Genomic DNA, 16178 nt, shown 5'->3' with positions numbered 1-16178 from the left:
GTCGGCGCAGCGCGGACGACTCAACCGGCGGGCTTGAGGACATAACCCGCTCCCCGGAGGGTGTGGATCATCGGCTCCCGACCGGCGTCGATCTTCTTGCGCAGGTACGAGATGTACAGCTCGACGATGTTGGCCTGGCCACCGAAGTCGTAGTTCCAGACCCGGTCCAGGATCTGCGCCTTGCTCAGCACCCGGCGCGGGTTGCGCATCAGATAACGCAGCAGGTCGTACTCGGTCGTGGTGAGCGGGATGAGCTGCCCGGCGCGGCGTACCTCGTGGCTCTCCTCGTCCAGGGTCAGGTCACCGACCACCAGCACCGCGTCGGGTTGGGTGGCGACACCGACCCCGGCGCGCCGCATCAGCCCCCGCAACCGGGCCACCACCTCCTCCAGGCTGAACGGCTTGGTCACGTAGTCGTCGCCGCCGGCGGTGAGCCCGGCGATCCGGTCCTCGACCGAGTCCCGCGCGGTGAGGAAGAGCACCGGCATGGCCGGGGCGTGCCCGCGCAACCGCCGGAGCACCTCGAGTCCGTCCAGGTCGGGCAGCATGACGTCGAGCACGACCGCGTCCGGTTGGAACCGCTTCGCCTGCCGGACCGCGGCCACGCCGGTCTCCGCGCTGCGTACGTCCCAGCCCTCGTAGCGCAGCGCCATGCAGAGCAGGTCGGTGAGCACGGTCTCGTCGTCCACGACCAGCACCCGGACCGGCTCGCCGTCGGGGCGCCGCAGCTCGATCTGCCGGCCGGAGGGTCGCGCGTCCGTCGTCATCCGTCCATGCTGCCGTCGGCCGCTGTGCCCCACCTCGGCGGAACCTGTGTGCCGGCTGTGTAAGCCACCGTCGGGGCGTACCCCGGTGACGCCGACGGGGCCGGCTCACCACCCGGACGACGCGGGCTTACACAGCGGACCCACAGGTGCGACCTACGAGCAGTTCAGCAGGCCCGGCGACGGTGACGGGGTGGTTCGGGCGACAACCGGGAGGGGCACCATGGCGGAAGCACGCTGGTCGGATCGCGGCACCGAGGTACGGGTGGTGGTGACCGGGACGGAAGCGTCCCGGATCGCCCGTCGGCTGGTCACGGCGGAACTCGCCGCCCTGAACCGGACCCACGGGCACCGGTGGGGTGGCAGTGAGCTGTCCCGGGTGCACCGCGCCGCCGGCACGCCGGTACGGATCAGCGCACGCCTCGCCGAACTGGTCGCCGCCGCCCTCGCCGCCGCCGAGCTGACCGACGGTGACGTGGACCCGACGGTGGGCGCCGCCCTGCTGCGGTTGTCCCGCCCGGACCGCGGCCCGTGGCTCCCGGTGTGCGGATCCTCGCTGCGCCCGGCCCCGGTACGGGACGGGTGGCGCCGGGTGACACTGGGCGACGGTTCGCTGACCGTACCGGCGCCGGTGCTGCTGGACCTGACCGCGACCGCACGGGCGGTGACCGCGCGCCGGTGCGCGAACCTGCTCGCGGCACGCACCGGTGACGGCGTACTGGTCGCGCTCGGCGGCTGTGTGGCCACCGCCGGCCCGACACCGCCGGACGGCTGGCGGGTGCCGATCGGCGGGACCACCCTCGGGCTGGCCGGTGGTGCACTGGCGAACACGCGTACCACCGGCCGCGGCCCGGCCCGGCCGATCGTCGATCCGCGCACCGGGCTGCCACCGGCACCCGTCTGGCGGGACGTCACGGTGGCGGCGGCCGACCCGGTCACGGCGAAGGCGTTGAGCCTCGCCGCGCTGGTCCGTGGCGCGGGCGCCGGGGCGTGGCTGGCCGGGCTCGGTGCACCCGCCCGCCTGGTCGCGCTGGACGGCACCGTCGAGACGACCGAAGCCGGCGCACCGGCCGGGGTACGGACGGCAGGCACCGCCAACGCACCGGCGCTCAGCAGCGCCGACGCCCTGGCGAGTGTGCGGGCGGTCAGCAACGGCCGATGACAACCGTGGCGTGCAGGTCGTCGTCGCCGGCCATCGCGGGTGTCAGCCCGGCCCCGGCGAGTGCTGCGAGGGCCGCGTCGACCTGGTCCACGCTGGTCTCCAACAGCAGGTGCCCACCCGGGGCGAGCCACTCCGGGGCGTCGGCGGCGACCCGGCGCAGCACGTCGAGTCCGTCGGCCCCACCGTCGAGCGCCACCAGCGGCTCGTGGATGCGTGCCTCCGGCGGCAGCAGGTCGACGGCCGCACTGGGCACGTAGGGGACGTTGGCCACCAGCACGTCGACCCGACCGCGCAGCGCGACCGGCAGCGGGTCGTACAGGTCACCGGCGTACACCCGGCCGCCGACGGGCTCGAGGTTGCGCCGGGCGCACCGTACGGCGGCCGGCTCGATGTCCGCCGCGTGCAGGGAGACGCCGTCGACACGGTCGGCGATCACCCGCCCGACCGCACCCGTTCCGCAGGCCAGATCCACAATGGTCGCCGCCGGCGGGGAGAGCGCCACGGCCCGACGTACGAGCAGTTCGGTACGTCGGCGCGGCACGAAGACCCCCGCGTCGACGGCGATCCGCAGTCCGCAGAAGTCGGCCCAGCCGACGATGTGTTCCAGCGGTAGTCCGGCGACCCGCCGTTGCACCATCGACCGGAGGGTGGCCGGCTCGGGGGCGGCGTCGATGAGCAGTTGCGCCTCGTCCTCGGCGAACACACAACCGGCGGCGCGCAGCGTACGGATGACGGCGGTCCGGCTCAGCGCCGGTGTGGATGGGGAAGTCGACATGTCTGACCCTTCGGGACGCCTGTGGGCGCTCCCGCGGTTACCATGGCTCGACCTAGATCAAGAAAGCCCATGGCGCCGCCCGGTGGGAGCACCCGCCGTTCGTGACGAGAATCGGTCCCACCTCCTCGGGGCAGCAGCGAACTGAGGACGGCAACGTTACCCTCCGTTCCTCCTCGGCCGACGGCGGGGGTGGTCACCGGTGACGGCGCGTACGCGAAAGGACCGCCCCTCATGCTGGTCGACTGGCCCCTGGAGCAACTGCGCGACTACCTGCCCACCCGTACCGAGCCGGAGGACCTCGACGCGTTCTGGGCCGGGACGCTGGCCGAGGCCAGGACGACACGGACCCCGGCCCGGTTCGAGCCGTACGACGCCGGGCTGGCCACCGTGCGGGTGTACGACGTGACCTTCCCCGGTTTCGCCGGACAGCCCGTACGCGGTTGGTTCCTGGTCCCCCGGGATGCCACCGGCCCACTGCCGTGCGTGGTCGAGTACCTCGGCTACGGCCGGGGACGCGGGCTGCCGCACGAGTGGTTGAACTGGAGCGCGGCCGGTTACGCGCACCTGGTGATGGACACCCGTGGGCAGGGCAGCGCCGGCTCGATGGTGGGCGACACCGCAGACCCCGACCCGGCCGGCGGGCCGCAGACCCCCGGATTCATGACCCGGGGCATCGCCGACCCGCAGACCTACTACTACCGGCGCGTCTTCACCGACGCGGTACGGGCCGTCGACGCGGCCCGGTCACACCCCCTGGTCGATCCGGACCGGGTGGTGGTCGCCGGGGTCAGCCAGGGCGGCGGCATCGCGATCGCGGTCAGCGGACTGGCCGAGGGGCTCGCCGGGGTCATGCCGGACGTGCCGTTCCTCTGCCACCACCGGCGGGCCACCGAGATCACCGACGCCCAGCCGTACGGCGAACTGGTGACCTACCTGAAGACGCACCGGCACCGGGTGGAGCAGGCGTTCACCACGCTGGGCTACTTCGACGGGGTGAACCTCGCCGCGCGGGCGAACGCCCCGGCGCTCTACTCGGTGGCGCTGATGGACGCGGTCTGCCCGCCGTCGACGGTGTTCGCCGCGTTCAACCACCACGCGGGGGCGGCGAAGGAGATCAGTGTGTGGCCGTACAACGGGCACGAGGGCGGCGCCGCCTTCCAGCAACAGCTCCAGCTCCGCTGGCTGCGCGACCTGCTCGGCAACGCGACCCCGGCGAGCTGACCGGGGCCCGGGTGCGGTCTGCTCGACCGCACCCGGGGACGGTCGCTCCCGGTGGCAACGGCCGGTCAGCTCGCGTACGCCTCCAGCTCGAAGATCCGAGCCGCCCGGTCACTGTCGCTGGTCGGCGTCAGCACGTTCACCCGGATGTACCGGGCCGTGACCGGGGTGAAGGTGTGCGTGGTGACGTCGGCGGTGTTGCCGCGTACGGACGCGACCGTGCTCCAGGTGGTGCCGTTCGTGCTGGTCTGGAGGTCGAAGTCACGGGTGTTCCAGGCCGGTTTCTCGCCGCCGGCACCGGAGTGCCGGACCACGAACCGGCCCACCTGCTGGTTGGACTGGAGGTCCACCCGGAGCCACTTGGACGTACCGAGCGAGCACCACTTGTCGGAGTTGCCGCCGGTCCAGCTTCCGTTGACCGCCTTGGCCGGTGCCTCGGCGGTCGCGCACTGGCTGTCGGCGGTGGCCGGCTTGTTCAGCGCCAGGTTGGTGGTGGTCGGCGGCGCCGGGGTGTAGAGGCGGATGTCGGTCAGGCTGGCGCTGCCCTCGTACACGTTGGTGTAGAGGTCGCCGATGACGAAGTAGTCCGGGTACGCCGACCCGGCCGGCCACTGGTTCGCCCAGATCGTACTGCCGTTGTTGTCGTTCTGCACCAGGTTGTTGTTGAACCGCCCGTCGTACTCGCCGGGCTCGGTGTTGTAGTGCCAGATCGGGGCGTTGTTGACGATGAACGGGCGGTGGAACCGGATCGTCTTCTGCCCGACCCGGGCGAAGTTGCCGCTGGCCTCCAGGACGTAACCGGTGGCGTCGCGCTCGATGGCGAAGGTGTAGAACTCGTTCGGCATCAGCTCGGGCTGCAACTCGGCGGCCGAGGAGAGCTGCTGCTCGGCGACCCCGCCGGAGCAGTTGGTCATGAACCACTGCGAGTTGCCGGCGAGTCCGCCCGGTCCGGGATTCCAGTTCGGCAGGCCGCTGATCCACATGTTGACGGTGTTGAAGTTCCCGTCCCGGTAGTTGTAGTACTGGTTGGTGTTGGAGTTGCAGACCCGGCCACCGGTGCCGCTGCCGACCCGGTCGGGGTGCTGGGAGAAGGAGTCCATCAGCACCTTGCGGCGGTAGTGCCAGAAGTGGTTGTTCCGGGGGGCCGGGTTGGCGAAGTCCACGATGGACAGGAAATGGAAGCCGTTGTAGCCGTACGGGCCGGAGCGGACGTCCTGCCACTCGCAGTACGGCGCGGAGGCGTCACCGGACCAGCCGGGGCTGTTCGAGCCCTCGCCCCACGGGTGCTGGGTCTTGCAGCCCGAAGTGCTGTAGCCGTTGACCCGGCCGCCGTACTCGATCGAGCCGTTGCGCTTGCCGCCGAAGTCGATGGTCTTCAGCTTGTACTCGATGCGGTACTGCGACGGGAGCTTGTTGGTCGGCCGGAAGATCGCCCCACCGGTGTGGTCGGGCACGTTCAGGACGGCCACGTTGCCGCCACCCTGGGCCTGGGTGGTGATCGACGGCGGGGCCTCGATGACCCCGTTCTTGTCCCAGTCGCGGGCCGAGAGCGATGCGGTCAGCCAGCCGTTCTGCCCGACCGGGAACTCCTTGCGGTACGTGTTGAAGGAATTGAACGCGGTGTTCCAGTCGGGCCCGTAGTCGTTGCGGTACCACTGCCCGGAGTCGTCCATGATCGTGTCGAACGGGTTGGCGTAGGTCTCGCGGACCCAGGGCGCGTTGCCCGGGTTGACCGGGGTGGAGAAGTCCTCGGAGTAGAGCAGGTTCCAGGCCACCTGGGCGCCGACGTCGCCGGCCGGGGCCGGACCGTCGGCCGGGGCGGCGACGGCCACACCGGGTACGAACGAGGTGAGCGCCACGACGCCCGCGGTCAGCGCGGCCACGACCGTCCGGCGGCGCAGACCGCCGATGTTCCTGTGCATGATTGCGTACGACCCTTCACTCGACGGGTAAAGGAGCTTTCATGGTGCGGTGAATGTGGACGACGCGCCGATCGCCATCCGATTGCCACTTCTGTAATTCGAGTAACTCGAATTACGCGACCATTTCCGGCCGGTATCAGGAATCGTTACACCAGAAACGATGTCCGTCAATCCGAACGGGTGTGGCCGTACCTGTTTGGATCTTCGAGCGGGGCGTGGGCGATGATGGGCGCGCCCGTACCCCGCCAGTGAGGACGTCGACGTGAGCGCAGGAAGCATCGCCTCGGCCCCGGACGGCCAACCGGTCGTGCTGGGCGAGATCGGCCAGCGGGTGCTGCTGGTCAACCCCCGCGTACGGGTCTGGGAGGTCCGGCTCGCGCCGGGCGAGTCGCAGCCCTGGCACCTGCATCACAACCCGTACGTGGTGCTGAACCTGGAGACCTCACCCTGCCGGATGGACTGGCTCGACGGCAGCCCGGCCCGGTTCCTGTCCGAGCAGGTGGGCGGGGTGGTGCACCGGCCGGTATCGCCGGTGCACATGCTCACCAACTACGGGGAGGCGAACTACCGCAACCGGATTGTCGAGCTGCTCGACCTCGGCGAGGAGGCGTCCGGCGTACCCGATCCGGTCGTTTCCCCCGCTCGGGCCGCGACCGGCGGTCTCACCCCGACCGAGGTCTTCGCCGACGACGAGGTACGCGTCCGGGGCATCGAAGTGGAGCCGGGCGCCCGCCACCGGTGGCAGGCGGGCGACGTCCCGGTCGTGGTAATCGGCCTCTCCCACCCGGACACCGACGGCGCCCACTACCTCGCGCCCGGCGGGCAGCACGAGTTCGCCGCCGATGCGACCGGGCCGCACACCTTCCGCCTGCTGGAGCTGACCTACCTCGGCGGCGCGGGACGCCAGCCCCTCCCCCTCGTCGACGATCTTGCAGTTGTGGCGCCCGAATCAGGGCACTGATCCGGGTTTGTGCGGCACCACAACTGCAAGATCGTCGGGCCTTCCGGGTCGTTCAGTGCTTGATGGTGGTGACGAACGTTCGCCAGGCGGCCGGGTCGAAGGTCAGGATCGGTCCGCGCTGGTCCTTGCTGTCCCGTACGCCGACCACCCCGGCGACGTTGTCCGCGACCTCGACGCAGGACCCGCCGCTGTCATTGCTGCGGCTGCTCTTGCGCCACCGAAAGTTGTCCACTACAGCTCACCTGCCGCCTTCTTGAGGATGGCCAGGGATATCTGCTGGGGCATCGCCGCCCCGAGCAGTGCGTCCCACTTTCCCTGCATGCTATCGACCACGGCGGGCTGGTCGGCGACCTGACCGGACGCCGAGGTCTCCAACCAGACGGCCACGTCCCCCTCGGGCAGGGTGGCCAGAATGAAGGCGCCGGCCATGCCGGGGTAGGCGCCGGCATCGACAGGGATGACGTGCAGGCTGATGTTCGGCAGGCCGGCGAGGTGGATCAGGTGTTCGAGTTGCGCCTTACGGACATCCTTGCCGCCGATCATCCGGTGCAGGGCGAACTCGTCGATCACCACCACATAGGTCTTCGCCTGCTCGCCGGTCAGCAGGGCCTGGCGGTCGAGTCGGGCGGCGACCAGTTCCTCGATCCGTTCGGGGGTGTGCTGCGGGTTGCTGGAAATGAACGCGCGGGCGTACGCCTCCGTTTGGAGCAGTCCGGGGACCAGGCAGGGATGGAACTCTCGTAGTCGGGTGGCCTGGTCCTCGATCCAGCGCCAGTCCTCGAACCAGGTGGGTGAACGGCGGTGGTTCGCGTTCGCCAGCAACTCGGCCAGTAGTCCACCGGTCTGCAACGCGTCGTCGGCCGCCTCGGCGAACCCCTCCGTCGGGCGGCGACGACCGGTTTCGATCGCGGCGATGGTGGACGGGCTCCATTTGATCAGGCTCGCGAGATGTTCCTGGGAAGCCCCCGCGCTCGCCCGAGCCGCTTTCAGCGCACGGATCCACATCTCGACGTTCATCAACTCACCCCGCCTGTAAGTACACCGATACGGACTGATGTCCGCGCTCGGATCCTCCCTTGTGGCGGGCGAGGGAGTCCAGCGTGTCCGCACGTACAGGAAATGTAAGAATCGCCGACCCGGTGAATGCGGGAGTCCCACGCGGCCAGGGGGAATCGACATCACGCGGTTTTTCTTTACATCGAAGATGATGTACGTACATCGTCTTTGATGTACGTCGTAAAAGTGACCGCTGTCGGCGGGCAGAACTGGTGCCGAGGCAAGCATGGGATCGGCCCCGCCGACACCGGTGGGTGTCGACGGGGCCGGAGTAGGACGACCGGGGTCAGGTCACGGGGCGCAGCCCGGACTGTGGCCCTCCAGCGGGCTGCACCGGAACAGCGACGGGTTCACCTGCGACGGCGGCAGCCACTTCTTCGACGCCTGCTCGTAGTCGTAGGCGAAGGCGAGCAGGGACGCCTCGGTGTAGGCGGTGCCCAGGAAGGACAGGCCGACCGGGCGACCGTTCGCCGGGTCGTACCCGATCGGGACGGCGACCGACGGGTACTGGGCACGGGCGCCGATGCCGGCCGAACCGCTGCCGACGAAGACGATCGCGTCCAGGGTCTGCGCCCGCAGCACCGAGTCGATCCGGTCCCGCGCGCCGGCGATGCCGGTGTCACGGTTGGTCTCGTACGCGGCCTTGGCGACCGGGTCGGTCAGGTCGATGTTGTTCGACGTGACGAGCTGGGTCTGACCGAACTTGATCGTCCCCTCGGCCGCGTGCGCCAGGTTGTACTGGACCACGTCGTCCAGGGTGTCCATCGGGGCATTCTGCGGCAGCCGGGCCAGGTAGGCGTTCAGGTCCCGCTTGAACTCGTAGTCGAGGATGCCCGGCGGCAGGCCACCGGTGCTGACCGTGACCGGCACCACCTCGGCGCCCTGGGCCCGGATCACATCCAGCGCCTCGTTGAACAGCACGCCCTGGTTGCCGGTCGGCGCGCTCGCCACCCCGATCCGCTTGCCCTGCAAGGCGGTGGTGGACAGCGCGCGGGTGTAGTCGGTGCCGACCACGCCGCTGCTGGTGGAGGTGATCGGGTCCTCCCGGTCGATGCCGGTCAGCGCGGTGAGAAGCGCGGCGGCGTCGTACACCGAACGGGTCATCGGCCCGGCGGTGTCCTGGCTGGCCGCGATCGGGACGACTCCGGTACGGCTGACCAGGCCGACCGTCGGCTTCACCCCGACCAGCGAGTTCGCCGCCGAGGGGCTGAGGATCGAGCCGGAGGTTTCGGTGCCGATGGTGACGGCGGCGAGCGCCGCAGCGGCGGCGGCACCGGAGCCCGAACTTGAGCCGCTCGGAGTCTGGCTCACGTCGTACGGGTTGAGCACCTGACCGCCGAGCCCGCTGTAGCCGGACGGCATGCCGTTGGTGGTGAAGTTCGCGAACTCGGTCAGGTTGGTCTTGCCCAGGATGATCGCCCCGGCGGTACGCAGCCGGGTCACCAGGAAGGCGTCCTTACCCGGACGCGAGTCGGCGAGCGCCAGCGCGCCGGCCGTGGTCGGCAGGCCCTTCACATCGATGTTGTCCTTCACGAGGACGGGGATGCCGTGCATCGGGCCGCGCGTGCGTCCCTTGCGCCGGTCCTGGTCGGCGACGCGTGCCTGGTCGACGGCGTCCTTGGCGAGCACCCGGACCGCGTTCAGGCCGGGGCCGTTGGAGTTGAGCGCCCGGATCCGTTCCAGGTATGCCTCCACGAGCTGCACGGAGGTGATGCGCTGGGCGTTGAGCGCCTCGTTCAGCTCCGGGATGGTGGTGCGCTCCAGGTCGATCGGGAACGGCCGGGCGCGGTTGGTGGCCTCGGTGGGCGTACCGACCGAGGTCGCGACGAGCGCGGCGACCGCGGCGAGAGCCGCGGTGAGCAGGGCGAGCCGGGACAGGCGTCGCCGCCGGGGTAGCGCAAGGGGTTGATGCACCAGTACGACCCTTCGATGAGGCCGCGCCCGGCCGTGTGGGGGAGGCCGGGCGCGGAGTGGATCTCGAGACGTTGTGGATCTAGAAGAAGGACACGGCCCCGCTGTTTTGGGCTCGCGTCGGACAGATTGCCACGCGGTAAACGATTTCGCCTACACGTACGGGTTTCCGCTCGCTCCACTGTGGAGATCGCTGTCCGGGCTACCGGTGGGAGGAGCGACCCGTGGCGACGAGTTGACGCTCGTAGCAGACCGACAGGTCCGCACCCACGTAGCTGCCGAACGCCTCGATCTGCCGGTAACCCTCGCGCTCGTAGAAGCGCCGGGCGTCCGGCTGGGCGGTGCCCGTCTCCAGCCGGAGCGTCAGCCATCCCCGCTGCACGGCAGCCGCCTCCAGGGCGCGCAACAGAGCCGTGGCGACGCCGGTGCCGCGCGCGGACGGATCGACGTACATCCGTTTGATCTCTGCCGAGCCGTGGTCCAGTTGCCGCAACGCACCGCAGCCGATCGCCGGGCCGTCCGTCGCGTCGAGGGCGACGACAAAAAGCGCGATGTCGTCGGCCGACGGCGCCTGCCCCGGTTCATGGTCGTCGGTGCCGTAACGGGCGTCGAGTTCCGCCCGTTGCCGCGCCCGCAGGGCCACACCAACCGGGTCGTCCCACGGCCGCACCTCGATCGTCCATCCTGCCGACATCCGCGCCCCCTGTTCGATACCAACAAGCGTTCCCATGCAGAACAGATGTTACGGTAACAGCCGTTACGGATTGGCGATGGGAGCCCACGAATGTCACGTACTGCCGACAAGCCGGCGCAGGAAGCCCTGCTGTCGCGCGCCGTCTGGGACGTACTGGCCCTCCAGGGGCTCGAACGCCTGACCATCCGCGCCGTCGCCGCCGCGGCCGGCTGTACCACCGGCCTGGTGATGCACCGCTTTCCGAACCGCCGGGCGCTGCTGCTGCACGCCCGTCACCTGCTGCACGAACGGACTCGCGCGCGGGTCGAGTCACTGGAGGCGAACGCCACCGGTCCGGTGGAGGCGCTGCGGGCCGTCCTCCAGCAGGGGCTCGCCCTGGACGACGAGACGCGGACCGAGAGCATCGTCTGGGTGGGTTTCCTCGCCGCCGCCGTCGGGGACGAGGAACTCATCGCCCTGCACCGGACCAACAACCGGGCCTGGCTGGGGCGGGTGGAGCGACTGGTCCGGGCCGCCGCGCCGGAGTGGCCCGAGCGGCGGGTGGGAAACACGGCGGCCACGCTCGTCGCCATGCTCGAAGGGGCCGCCGCGCTCGCCTCCGCCGACCCGGACCGCTACCCGCCCTCGACCCAGCGGTCCATGCTCGACGACACCCTGCTCTTCCTCGGCCTGGCCTGAGCGGTCCCTGCTCCCCGTCGACCCGCCGGACCACACCCGCGCCCCTCACCCCGCCCGTCACCCGGTGACCGCCTTTTACCGGGTCGGGCCGCCGATAATCTCACCTCGGGAGCCCGACAACGCGGGTGGTCAGGGCTCGATCAGGCGGATGCCGGCGGCACCAGGACGGTCCATCGTGGACAGTGCCTCGGGAGCCTGGTCCAGGCCGATCGCACCGGTGACCAGGCGGGCCGGGTCCAGCACCCCGCCGGTGATCAGGCCGAGCAGCGCCGGGTACGCGTGCGCGGCCATCCCGTGGCTGCCGCGTACCTCCAGTTCGGCGCCGATCACCAGGTCCATCGGCAGGGCCGGGGCACCGAGTACGGCCGGCAGCAGACCAACCTGGATGTGCCGGCCCCGACGGCGCAGGCTCCGGATGCCCGCCACGCAGGTGTCGTGGCTGCCGAGCGCGTCCACCGACAGGTGCGCGCCCCCACCGGTGAGATCGCGTACGGCCTCGGCGACCTGCACCGGTCCGGCCAGTCCGGCGACGTTCACGGTGGCCGTGGCACCGCACTCGCGAGCCAGTGCCAGGGCCGGTTCGGCGAGGTCCACGGCCACCACCCGGGCTCCGCTCGCGGCGGCGATCATGACAGCGGACAGCCCCACACCACCACAGCCGAAGACCGCCACCCACTCACCGGCCGCCACCCGGCCCTGGCTCACCACGGCCCGGAAGGCGGTGGCGAACCGGCAGCCGAGTGCCGCCGCGACCCGGTAGTCCACCTCGTCGGGCAGGGGGACCAGGTTGACCGCCGCGTGGTCCACCACGACGTAGTCGGCGTACGAGCCCCACTGGGTGAAGCCGGGCTGGGTCTGGAACGCGCACACCTGCTGCTGCCCGGCGAGACACTCGACGCACCGGCCACAGCCGTAGACGAACGGGGCGGTGACCCGGTCGCCCACCCGTACGCCCGACACCCCGGCACCGACCTCGGCGACCACGCCGGCGAACTCGTGACCCGGCACGTGCGGCAGGCGGATGTCCGGATCGTGGCCCTGCCAGCCGTGCCAGTCGCTGCGGCACAGACCCGTCGCCTCGACCCGTACCACCACACCGTCGACCGGCGGGGACGGATCCGCCACCGTACGGACCTCGGGCCGGCCACCGAACTCCTCGAACACCACCGCTCGCACGGCCGCATCCTCGCACAGGCCCCTTCCCTGCCGGGCCGGTGACCTGGGCGGGATGGTTCAGGTCACCGGTGTGACGCTCGCCGGCGGGGTCAGGTTCCGTACGGTGCAGATCGTCCGGCCGTCGGCGTCGACCAGCTCGATCGAGTAGCTGCTGTTGCTGACGCCGGTCAGCCCGCTCGGCACCAGGAACCAGCCGCCGGTCACGGTGATGTCGGTCGACGGGCCGCCCCGGCTGATCCGGACGGTGCTGGCGGGCCACCTGCCGACCGTGCCGAACACGATCTCGTTGTTCCGGTTGAGCGTGACCTGGTCGTCGGTGCCTCCGCAGCCGCCGAACCCGCTGACCCAGCCGCCCCGCTCCTCCAGGTCGAGGTAGTAGCAACGGGCGTTGACCTCGGGGCTGGCCGCCGGGTCGGTGACCCAGAGGGTGACCTCGGTGCCGCCGGCGAGCTTGTCGGTACCGGCGAGCAGGTGCCGGGTCGGCGCCGCCGAGACACCATCCTTCCCGAGCGCCCCGTCCGCGTACCGCTGCAACGCCTGGTCGACGCGCGTCTGCCGGTCCGGACCCGGCTCGTCCCGGTCGGCGCAGCCGGCGCCGACCAGGGCGGCGGTCAGGAGTACGGCCACCGCTAATCGGGCCCGGAACACCCCATGGTCACGCGTCACGCCACGCCTCCCCCGTCGGTCGTCCGCTCAGCATGCCCGTGCCGGTCGCTTCGACGCGAGCCTGTTCTGCCGACGACTATGGGGCAACCTAGTCGAGTGCCGCCGGTCTCGGGGTCCAGCGGTGCAGCACGGCGACCGCCGCCGCGCCCACCCCGGCCATGGTCAGCACGGCGGCGGTCAGCGGCCCGATCGTCAGTACCGCGGCGATCAGCAGCGGCCCGCCGCCGTTGCCGAGGTCCGCGCAGAGCCGCCACGCACCGATGAACTGCGCCCGGCCGACCACCGGTGACACGTCCGCGCCGAGGGTCATGATCAGTCCGCTGCTCAGGCCGTTGCCCAGTCCCATCAGCATCGCCACCGCCGCGAGGCCGACAACGGTCGTGGCCAGCGGCAGCAGCGCGTGTGCCAGCCCGAGCAGGAACATCGACGGGATCGCGACGACCCGCCGCCCCCACCGGTCCATCGCCCGCCCGGCCGGATAGAACAGCAGCATGTCGACCGCGCCGGAGACCCCGAAGACGAGACTGAGCGTCGCCGGGTCCAGGTCGAGGTGGGCTCCCCACAGCGGGATCACCGTCTGGCGCGACGCGCGCAGGGCCCCGACCAGCAGGACCCCGAGGCCCAGGGTCCGCAGCACCGCGAGGTTGTCGCGGACAACGGCGAGCGTACGGACCTTCGTCGGTGCCGTACCGGGTGCCCGGTCGACCGGGAGGGCGGGCAGGACGAGCAGCACCGTCACCGCCACGGTGGCGGCGACCACGTGCACCCAGTACGCGCCGTCGGTGCCGACCACCGTCATCGTCGCCGCCCCGACGAAGGGGCCGATGAAGGCGCCGATCCGGCCCGCCCCGCCGAGGGTGGACAGGGCACGGGCGCGCAGCTCGTACGGCACCACCTCGGTGACGTACGCCTGCCGGGCCACTCCCCAGACGGCACCGACCAGCCCGATCCCGGCCACCGCGACACCGAGCGTCCAGACGGAGGTGGCGAAGACGCAGGCGAGCAGTGCCGGCACCACCAGGGCGGTGGACCAGACCATCGCCGGCCGCTCGCCGATCCGGGCGATCAACGCCCCCGCCGGTACGGCGCCGACGATCTGCCCGACGCCGATCAGGCCGACCAGGACGCTGGCGGCGCTGGCCGAGGCGCCGAGGGCGGTGCCGGAGAGTACGACGACCGGGGCGACCGCGCCCTGTCCGAGGCTGTAGATGACGGTCGGCAGGTAGACGGTCGGTCCGAGGGAGCGGATCGTCACCGGCGGCCGGGTCGACGGCGCCACCGCTTCGGGCCGCGCCCCCGCTTCGGCCAACGACACCGGTTCGGGCCCCGCGACCGCCGGCCCGCCGGACCGGCCGGGATCCGGCCCGAGACGATCATGCATCAGCTCAACCTAGCCGCCGGTCGTGGCGAACCGGTGGCCGGGATTGTGAACGGTGCCCCGCCCGACGGGGTCAGGACGAGGCCGCTCCCCCACCCGGCCGCCAGGGCCACGGGACCTCACCGACCGCCGCCCGGACCAGCAGCTCCTCCATGTCGTGCAGCAGCGCCACGGCCCGGTCCGGCGGCAGGTAACAGGTGTCGATGGTGAGGACGAGGCCGACCGCGCGGGGCGCGTCAACCATCTGGAGGCGGCACCGCCAGACGAACTTGTTCGCCGGCTCGGACCAGGTGAGCGTGGTCCGGGTCAGGGTCGCCCGCAGCGCCCGCTCGTCGAGATCCGGGCCGGCAGCACCGGGATCGCCGGGCAGCCGGATGTCGTTGACCAGGCAGTACGGGCCGAGCATGGTGAGGTAGTCGAACCCCAGTTCGGCGAAGGCGCGCCGCATCGCGGGCGGGTCGTAGTACGCGTGCCGGTAACCGTCCATCGCGGCCTGCCCGACCCGGGGCAACAGCCCGGCGAAGGTCGGCCGGTCGGCGAGGTCGACGGCGATGAGGGCGAGTTGGTTGAGCTTGGCCACCGCGTCGTCGTGTCCGGGCTGGAAGCGGTTGTTCGCCATGCTGACCAGCCCGCAGCGGAGGGCTTCGTCCCCGCCGACGGTCAGCGCGGCGGTCGCGGCGAGCAGCACGGTCGAGGTGCTGACCCGGTGCCGGGCGGCGATCATCCGGCTGGCCAGGTCGACCGCCTCGGAGACCATCATCAGTCCCCGGTACCGAGGGGTGTGCGCCGGGCCGATCGCCGCGAACCCACCCTCCGGCAGTCTCGCGAACTGCTTGGTCCAGTAGGAGATCGCCCGGTCCGAGCGACCGCGCTGCGCCCCGACCTCCCGGCGGGCCACGTCGATCGACTGGAGGCCCGGCGGGGTGTCGATCCTGCCGCGTACGAGCAGGAGGCGCAGGTCCCGCAGCACGGTCTCGGTGGCGTGGAAGTCCACCGTGGAATGGCTGAGCACGAGCACGATCCGGCGCACCCGGCCGCCGACCACCACCAGGGCCACCCGCAGGGGCCACTCCTCGGTGTGGTCGAACGGGACGTGGCCCAGCCGGTCGCACACCTGGGCGGCGAGCCCGGCGCCGTCGTCGTCGGGCCCGTCCGGGTCATCGGTACGCCGGGCGTCGGCGTCGACCACGAGCAGCGGTAGCCGCCCGGAGGCGTACGCCTCCTGCCGTAGCTCGCCGTCGACGGGGCGTACCCGCGTCCGCAGTGACTCGTGCCGGGCGACCAGCGTGCCGATCACCTCGGCCACGTGCGGTACGTCCGCCGGAGAGCGCCGGGGCACGGTCACCACCCGGCAGAGGTTGAGGAAACTGTTGCGTGACCGGAAGTCGTCCATGGTCCACCACATGGAACGCTGGCCCCAGGTCACCGGCGCGGTTCCGGCACGACCGCCGGTGAAGTCGGCGTGGACCAGGTGCTCCGACTCGGAGCCGACCGGTTCCGCCACCCGCCTCATGCGCTCCTCCAACGACGTTTCCGTACGGCCCGGACGGTCGGTGCGTGACGGCCACGGGTGGCTGCGGCACGGGGATCGTCCGGTGCCAGATGTTATCGCCAGCGGCCGGTTCCGCCGCCGGGTGCCGCTCCTCTGCTCGTGCGCGGCACACGAAGGAAAGCGCATTCCCGACTAGTTCGTCCTATGTGGAGGGCATCAGTGTTTCGGTTCCAATCCGCTGCCCCGTTCGGCCGATCCCCGCCACCGGCCGCAGCGGGCACACTGCGAATCGGAACGCCGACCTAACACTGAGCGACGGTACGGC

General features: G+C 71.2%; 15 protein-coding genes. 4 read left to right on the top strand and 11 right to left on the bottom strand.

Going from position 1 to position 16178, the window contains the following annotated elements; all coding sequences use genetic code 11:
- Window positions 1–20 precede the first annotated feature (20 nt).
- Window positions 21–767: a response regulator transcription factor gene (locus ACWEFB_RS10765; RefSeq protein WP_326557936.1), complete on the bottom strand. Its 747-nt coding sequence runs from the start codon at window positions 765–767 to the stop codon at window positions 21–23.
- 220 nt (window positions 768–987) lie between these two features.
- Here ACWEFB_RS10765 and ACWEFB_RS10760 point away from each other — a divergent pair, with 220 nt between their 5' ends.
- Window positions 988–1926: an FAD:protein FMN transferase gene (locus tag ACWEFB_RS10760; RefSeq protein ID WP_452284360.1), complete on the top strand. Its 939-nt coding sequence runs from the start codon at window positions 988–990 to the stop codon at window positions 1924–1926.
- Here ACWEFB_RS10760 and ACWEFB_RS10755 read toward each other — a convergent pair.
- Window positions 1910–2701, bottom strand: coding sequence for a putative protein N(5)-glutamine methyltransferase (locus ACWEFB_RS10755; RefSeq protein ID WP_452284358.1), 792 nt, complete (start codon window positions 2699–2701; stop codon window positions 1910–1912). The genes ACWEFB_RS10760 and ACWEFB_RS10755 overlap by 17 nt on opposite strands.
- 231 nt (window positions 2702–2932) lie before the next feature.
- Between ACWEFB_RS10755 and ACWEFB_RS10750 the strand changes: the two genes are divergently transcribed.
- On the top strand, window positions 2933–3922 hold the full coding sequence (locus tag ACWEFB_RS10750; RefSeq protein ID WP_452284356.1) for an acetylxylan esterase: 990 nt from the start codon (window positions 2933–2935) through the stop codon (window positions 3920–3922).
- A gap of 65 nt (window positions 3923–3987) precedes the next feature.
- Here ACWEFB_RS10750 and ACWEFB_RS10745 read toward each other — a convergent pair whose 3' ends face one another.
- Window positions 3988–5841 (bottom strand): discoidin domain-containing protein, encoded by a 1854-nt coding sequence (locus tag ACWEFB_RS10745; RefSeq protein ID WP_452284354.1) that lies wholly within the window; start codon window positions 5839–5841, stop codon window positions 3988–3990.
- Between the two features lie 262 nt (window positions 5842–6103).
- Here ACWEFB_RS10745 and ACWEFB_RS10740 point away from each other — a divergent pair, with 262 nt between their 5' ends.
- On the top strand, window positions 6104–6802 hold the full coding sequence (locus ACWEFB_RS10740) for a hypothetical protein (RefSeq protein ID WP_452284352.1): 699 nt from the start codon (window positions 6104–6106) through the stop codon (window positions 6800–6802).
- A 52-nt stretch (window positions 6803–6854) separates the two neighbouring features.
- On the opposite strand, the gene ACWEFB_RS10735 is transcribed toward ACWEFB_RS10740, so the two are convergent.
- The 4 genes from ACWEFB_RS10735 to ACWEFB_RS10720 form a co-directional block, all read right to left on the bottom strand.
- Entirely contained in the window at window positions 6855–7034 is a 180-nt protein-coding gene (locus tag ACWEFB_RS10735; RefSeq protein WP_452284350.1) for a DUF397 domain-containing protein, read from the bottom strand.
- On the bottom strand, window positions 7034–7819 hold the full coding sequence (locus ACWEFB_RS10730; protein ID WP_452284348.1) for a helix-turn-helix domain-containing protein: 786 nt from the start codon (window positions 7817–7819) through the stop codon (window positions 7034–7036). The genes ACWEFB_RS10735 and ACWEFB_RS10730 overlap by 1 nt, the downstream gene beginning before the upstream one ends.
- A gap of 330 nt (window positions 7820–8149) precedes the next feature.
- Window positions 8150–9772 carry an amidase family protein gene (locus ACWEFB_RS10725; RefSeq protein WP_452284346.1) on the bottom strand — a complete coding sequence of 541 codons (1623 nt, stop codon included), beginning with the start codon at window positions 9770–9772 and terminating at the stop codon, window positions 8150–8152.
- Between the two features lie 199 nt (window positions 9773–9971).
- Window positions 9972–10463, bottom strand: coding sequence for a GNAT family N-acetyltransferase (locus ACWEFB_RS10720; RefSeq protein ID WP_452284344.1), 492 nt, complete (start codon window positions 10461–10463; stop codon window positions 9972–9974).
- 90 nt (window positions 10464–10553) lie between these two features.
- Between ACWEFB_RS10720 and ACWEFB_RS10715 the strand changes: the two genes are divergently transcribed.
- The gene (locus ACWEFB_RS10715) at window positions 10554–11141 is read left to right on the top strand and encodes a TetR/AcrR family transcriptional regulator (protein ID WP_452284342.1); all 588 of its coding nucleotides are present in this window, start codon (window positions 10554–10556) and stop codon (window positions 11139–11141) included.
- 129 nt (window positions 11142–11270) lie between these two features.
- Here ACWEFB_RS10715 and ACWEFB_RS10710 read toward each other — a convergent pair whose 3' ends face one another.
- The 4 genes from ACWEFB_RS10710 to ACWEFB_RS10695 all read right to left on the bottom strand — a co-directional run bounded on the left by ACWEFB_RS10710 (window position 11271) and on the right by ACWEFB_RS10695 (window position 15874).
- On the bottom strand, window positions 11271–12317 hold the full coding sequence (locus tag ACWEFB_RS10710; protein ID WP_452284340.1) for a zinc-dependent alcohol dehydrogenase family protein: 1047 nt from the start codon (window positions 12315–12317) through the stop codon (window positions 11271–11273).
- Window positions 12318–12374: 57 nt separating this feature from the next.
- Window positions 12375–12983 carry a hypothetical protein gene (locus tag ACWEFB_RS10705; protein ID WP_452284338.1) on the bottom strand — a complete coding sequence of 203 codons (609 nt, stop codon included), beginning with the start codon at window positions 12981–12983 and terminating at the stop codon, window positions 12375–12377.
- An 88-nt stretch (window positions 12984–13071) separates the two neighbouring features.
- Entirely contained in the window at window positions 13072–14364 is a 1293-nt protein-coding gene (locus ACWEFB_RS10700; RefSeq protein ID WP_452284336.1) for an MFS transporter, read from the bottom strand.
- A 70-nt stretch (window positions 14365–14434) separates the two neighbouring features.
- Window positions 14435–15874 (bottom strand): condensation domain-containing protein, encoded by a 1440-nt coding sequence (locus ACWEFB_RS10695; protein ID WP_452284334.1) that lies wholly within the window; start codon window positions 15872–15874, stop codon window positions 14435–14437.
- Window positions 15875–16178: the final 304 nt, after the last annotated feature.

The sequence above is a fragment of the Micromonospora sp. NPDC004704 genome (assembly GCF_053601675.1).
This window is presented reverse-complemented; position numbering and strand designations above follow the sequence as displayed.

Coding starts and splice junctions, on each gene's coding strand:
- ACWEFB_RS10765 (WP_326557936.1), bottom strand. CDS start 767: ATGACGACGGACGCGCGACCCTCCGGCCGGCAGATCGAGCTGCGGCGC.
- ACWEFB_RS10760 (WP_452284360.1), top strand. CDS start 988: ATGGCGGAAGCACGCTGGTCGGATCGCGGCACCGAGGTACGGGTGGTG.
- ACWEFB_RS10755 (WP_452284358.1), bottom strand. CDS start 2,701: ATGTCGACTTCCCCATCCACACCGGCGCTGAGCCGGACCGCCGTCATC.
- ACWEFB_RS10750 (WP_452284356.1), top strand. CDS start 2,933: ATGCTGGTCGACTGGCCCCTGGAGCAACTGCGCGACTACCTGCCCACC.
- ACWEFB_RS10745 (WP_452284354.1), bottom strand. CDS start 5,841: ATGCACAGGAACATCGGCGGTCTGCGCCGCCGGACGGTCGTGGCCGCG.
- ACWEFB_RS10730 (WP_452284348.1), bottom strand. CDS start 7,819: ATGAACGTCGAGATGTGGATCCGTGCGCTGAAAGCGGCTCGGGCGAGC.
- ACWEFB_RS10720 (WP_452284344.1), bottom strand. CDS start 10,463: ATGTCGGCAGGATGGACGATCGAGGTGCGGCCGTGGGACGACCCGGTT.
- ACWEFB_RS10715 (WP_452284342.1), top strand. CDS start 10,554: ATGTCACGTACTGCCGACAAGCCGGCGCAGGAAGCCCTGCTGTCGCGC.
- ACWEFB_RS10700 (WP_452284336.1), bottom strand. CDS start 14,364: ATGCATGATCGTCTCGGGCCGGATCCCGGCCGGTCCGGCGGGCCGGCG.
- ACWEFB_RS10695 (WP_452284334.1), bottom strand. CDS start 15,874: ATGAGGCGGGTGGCGGAACCGGTCGGCTCCGAGTCGGAGCACCTGGTC.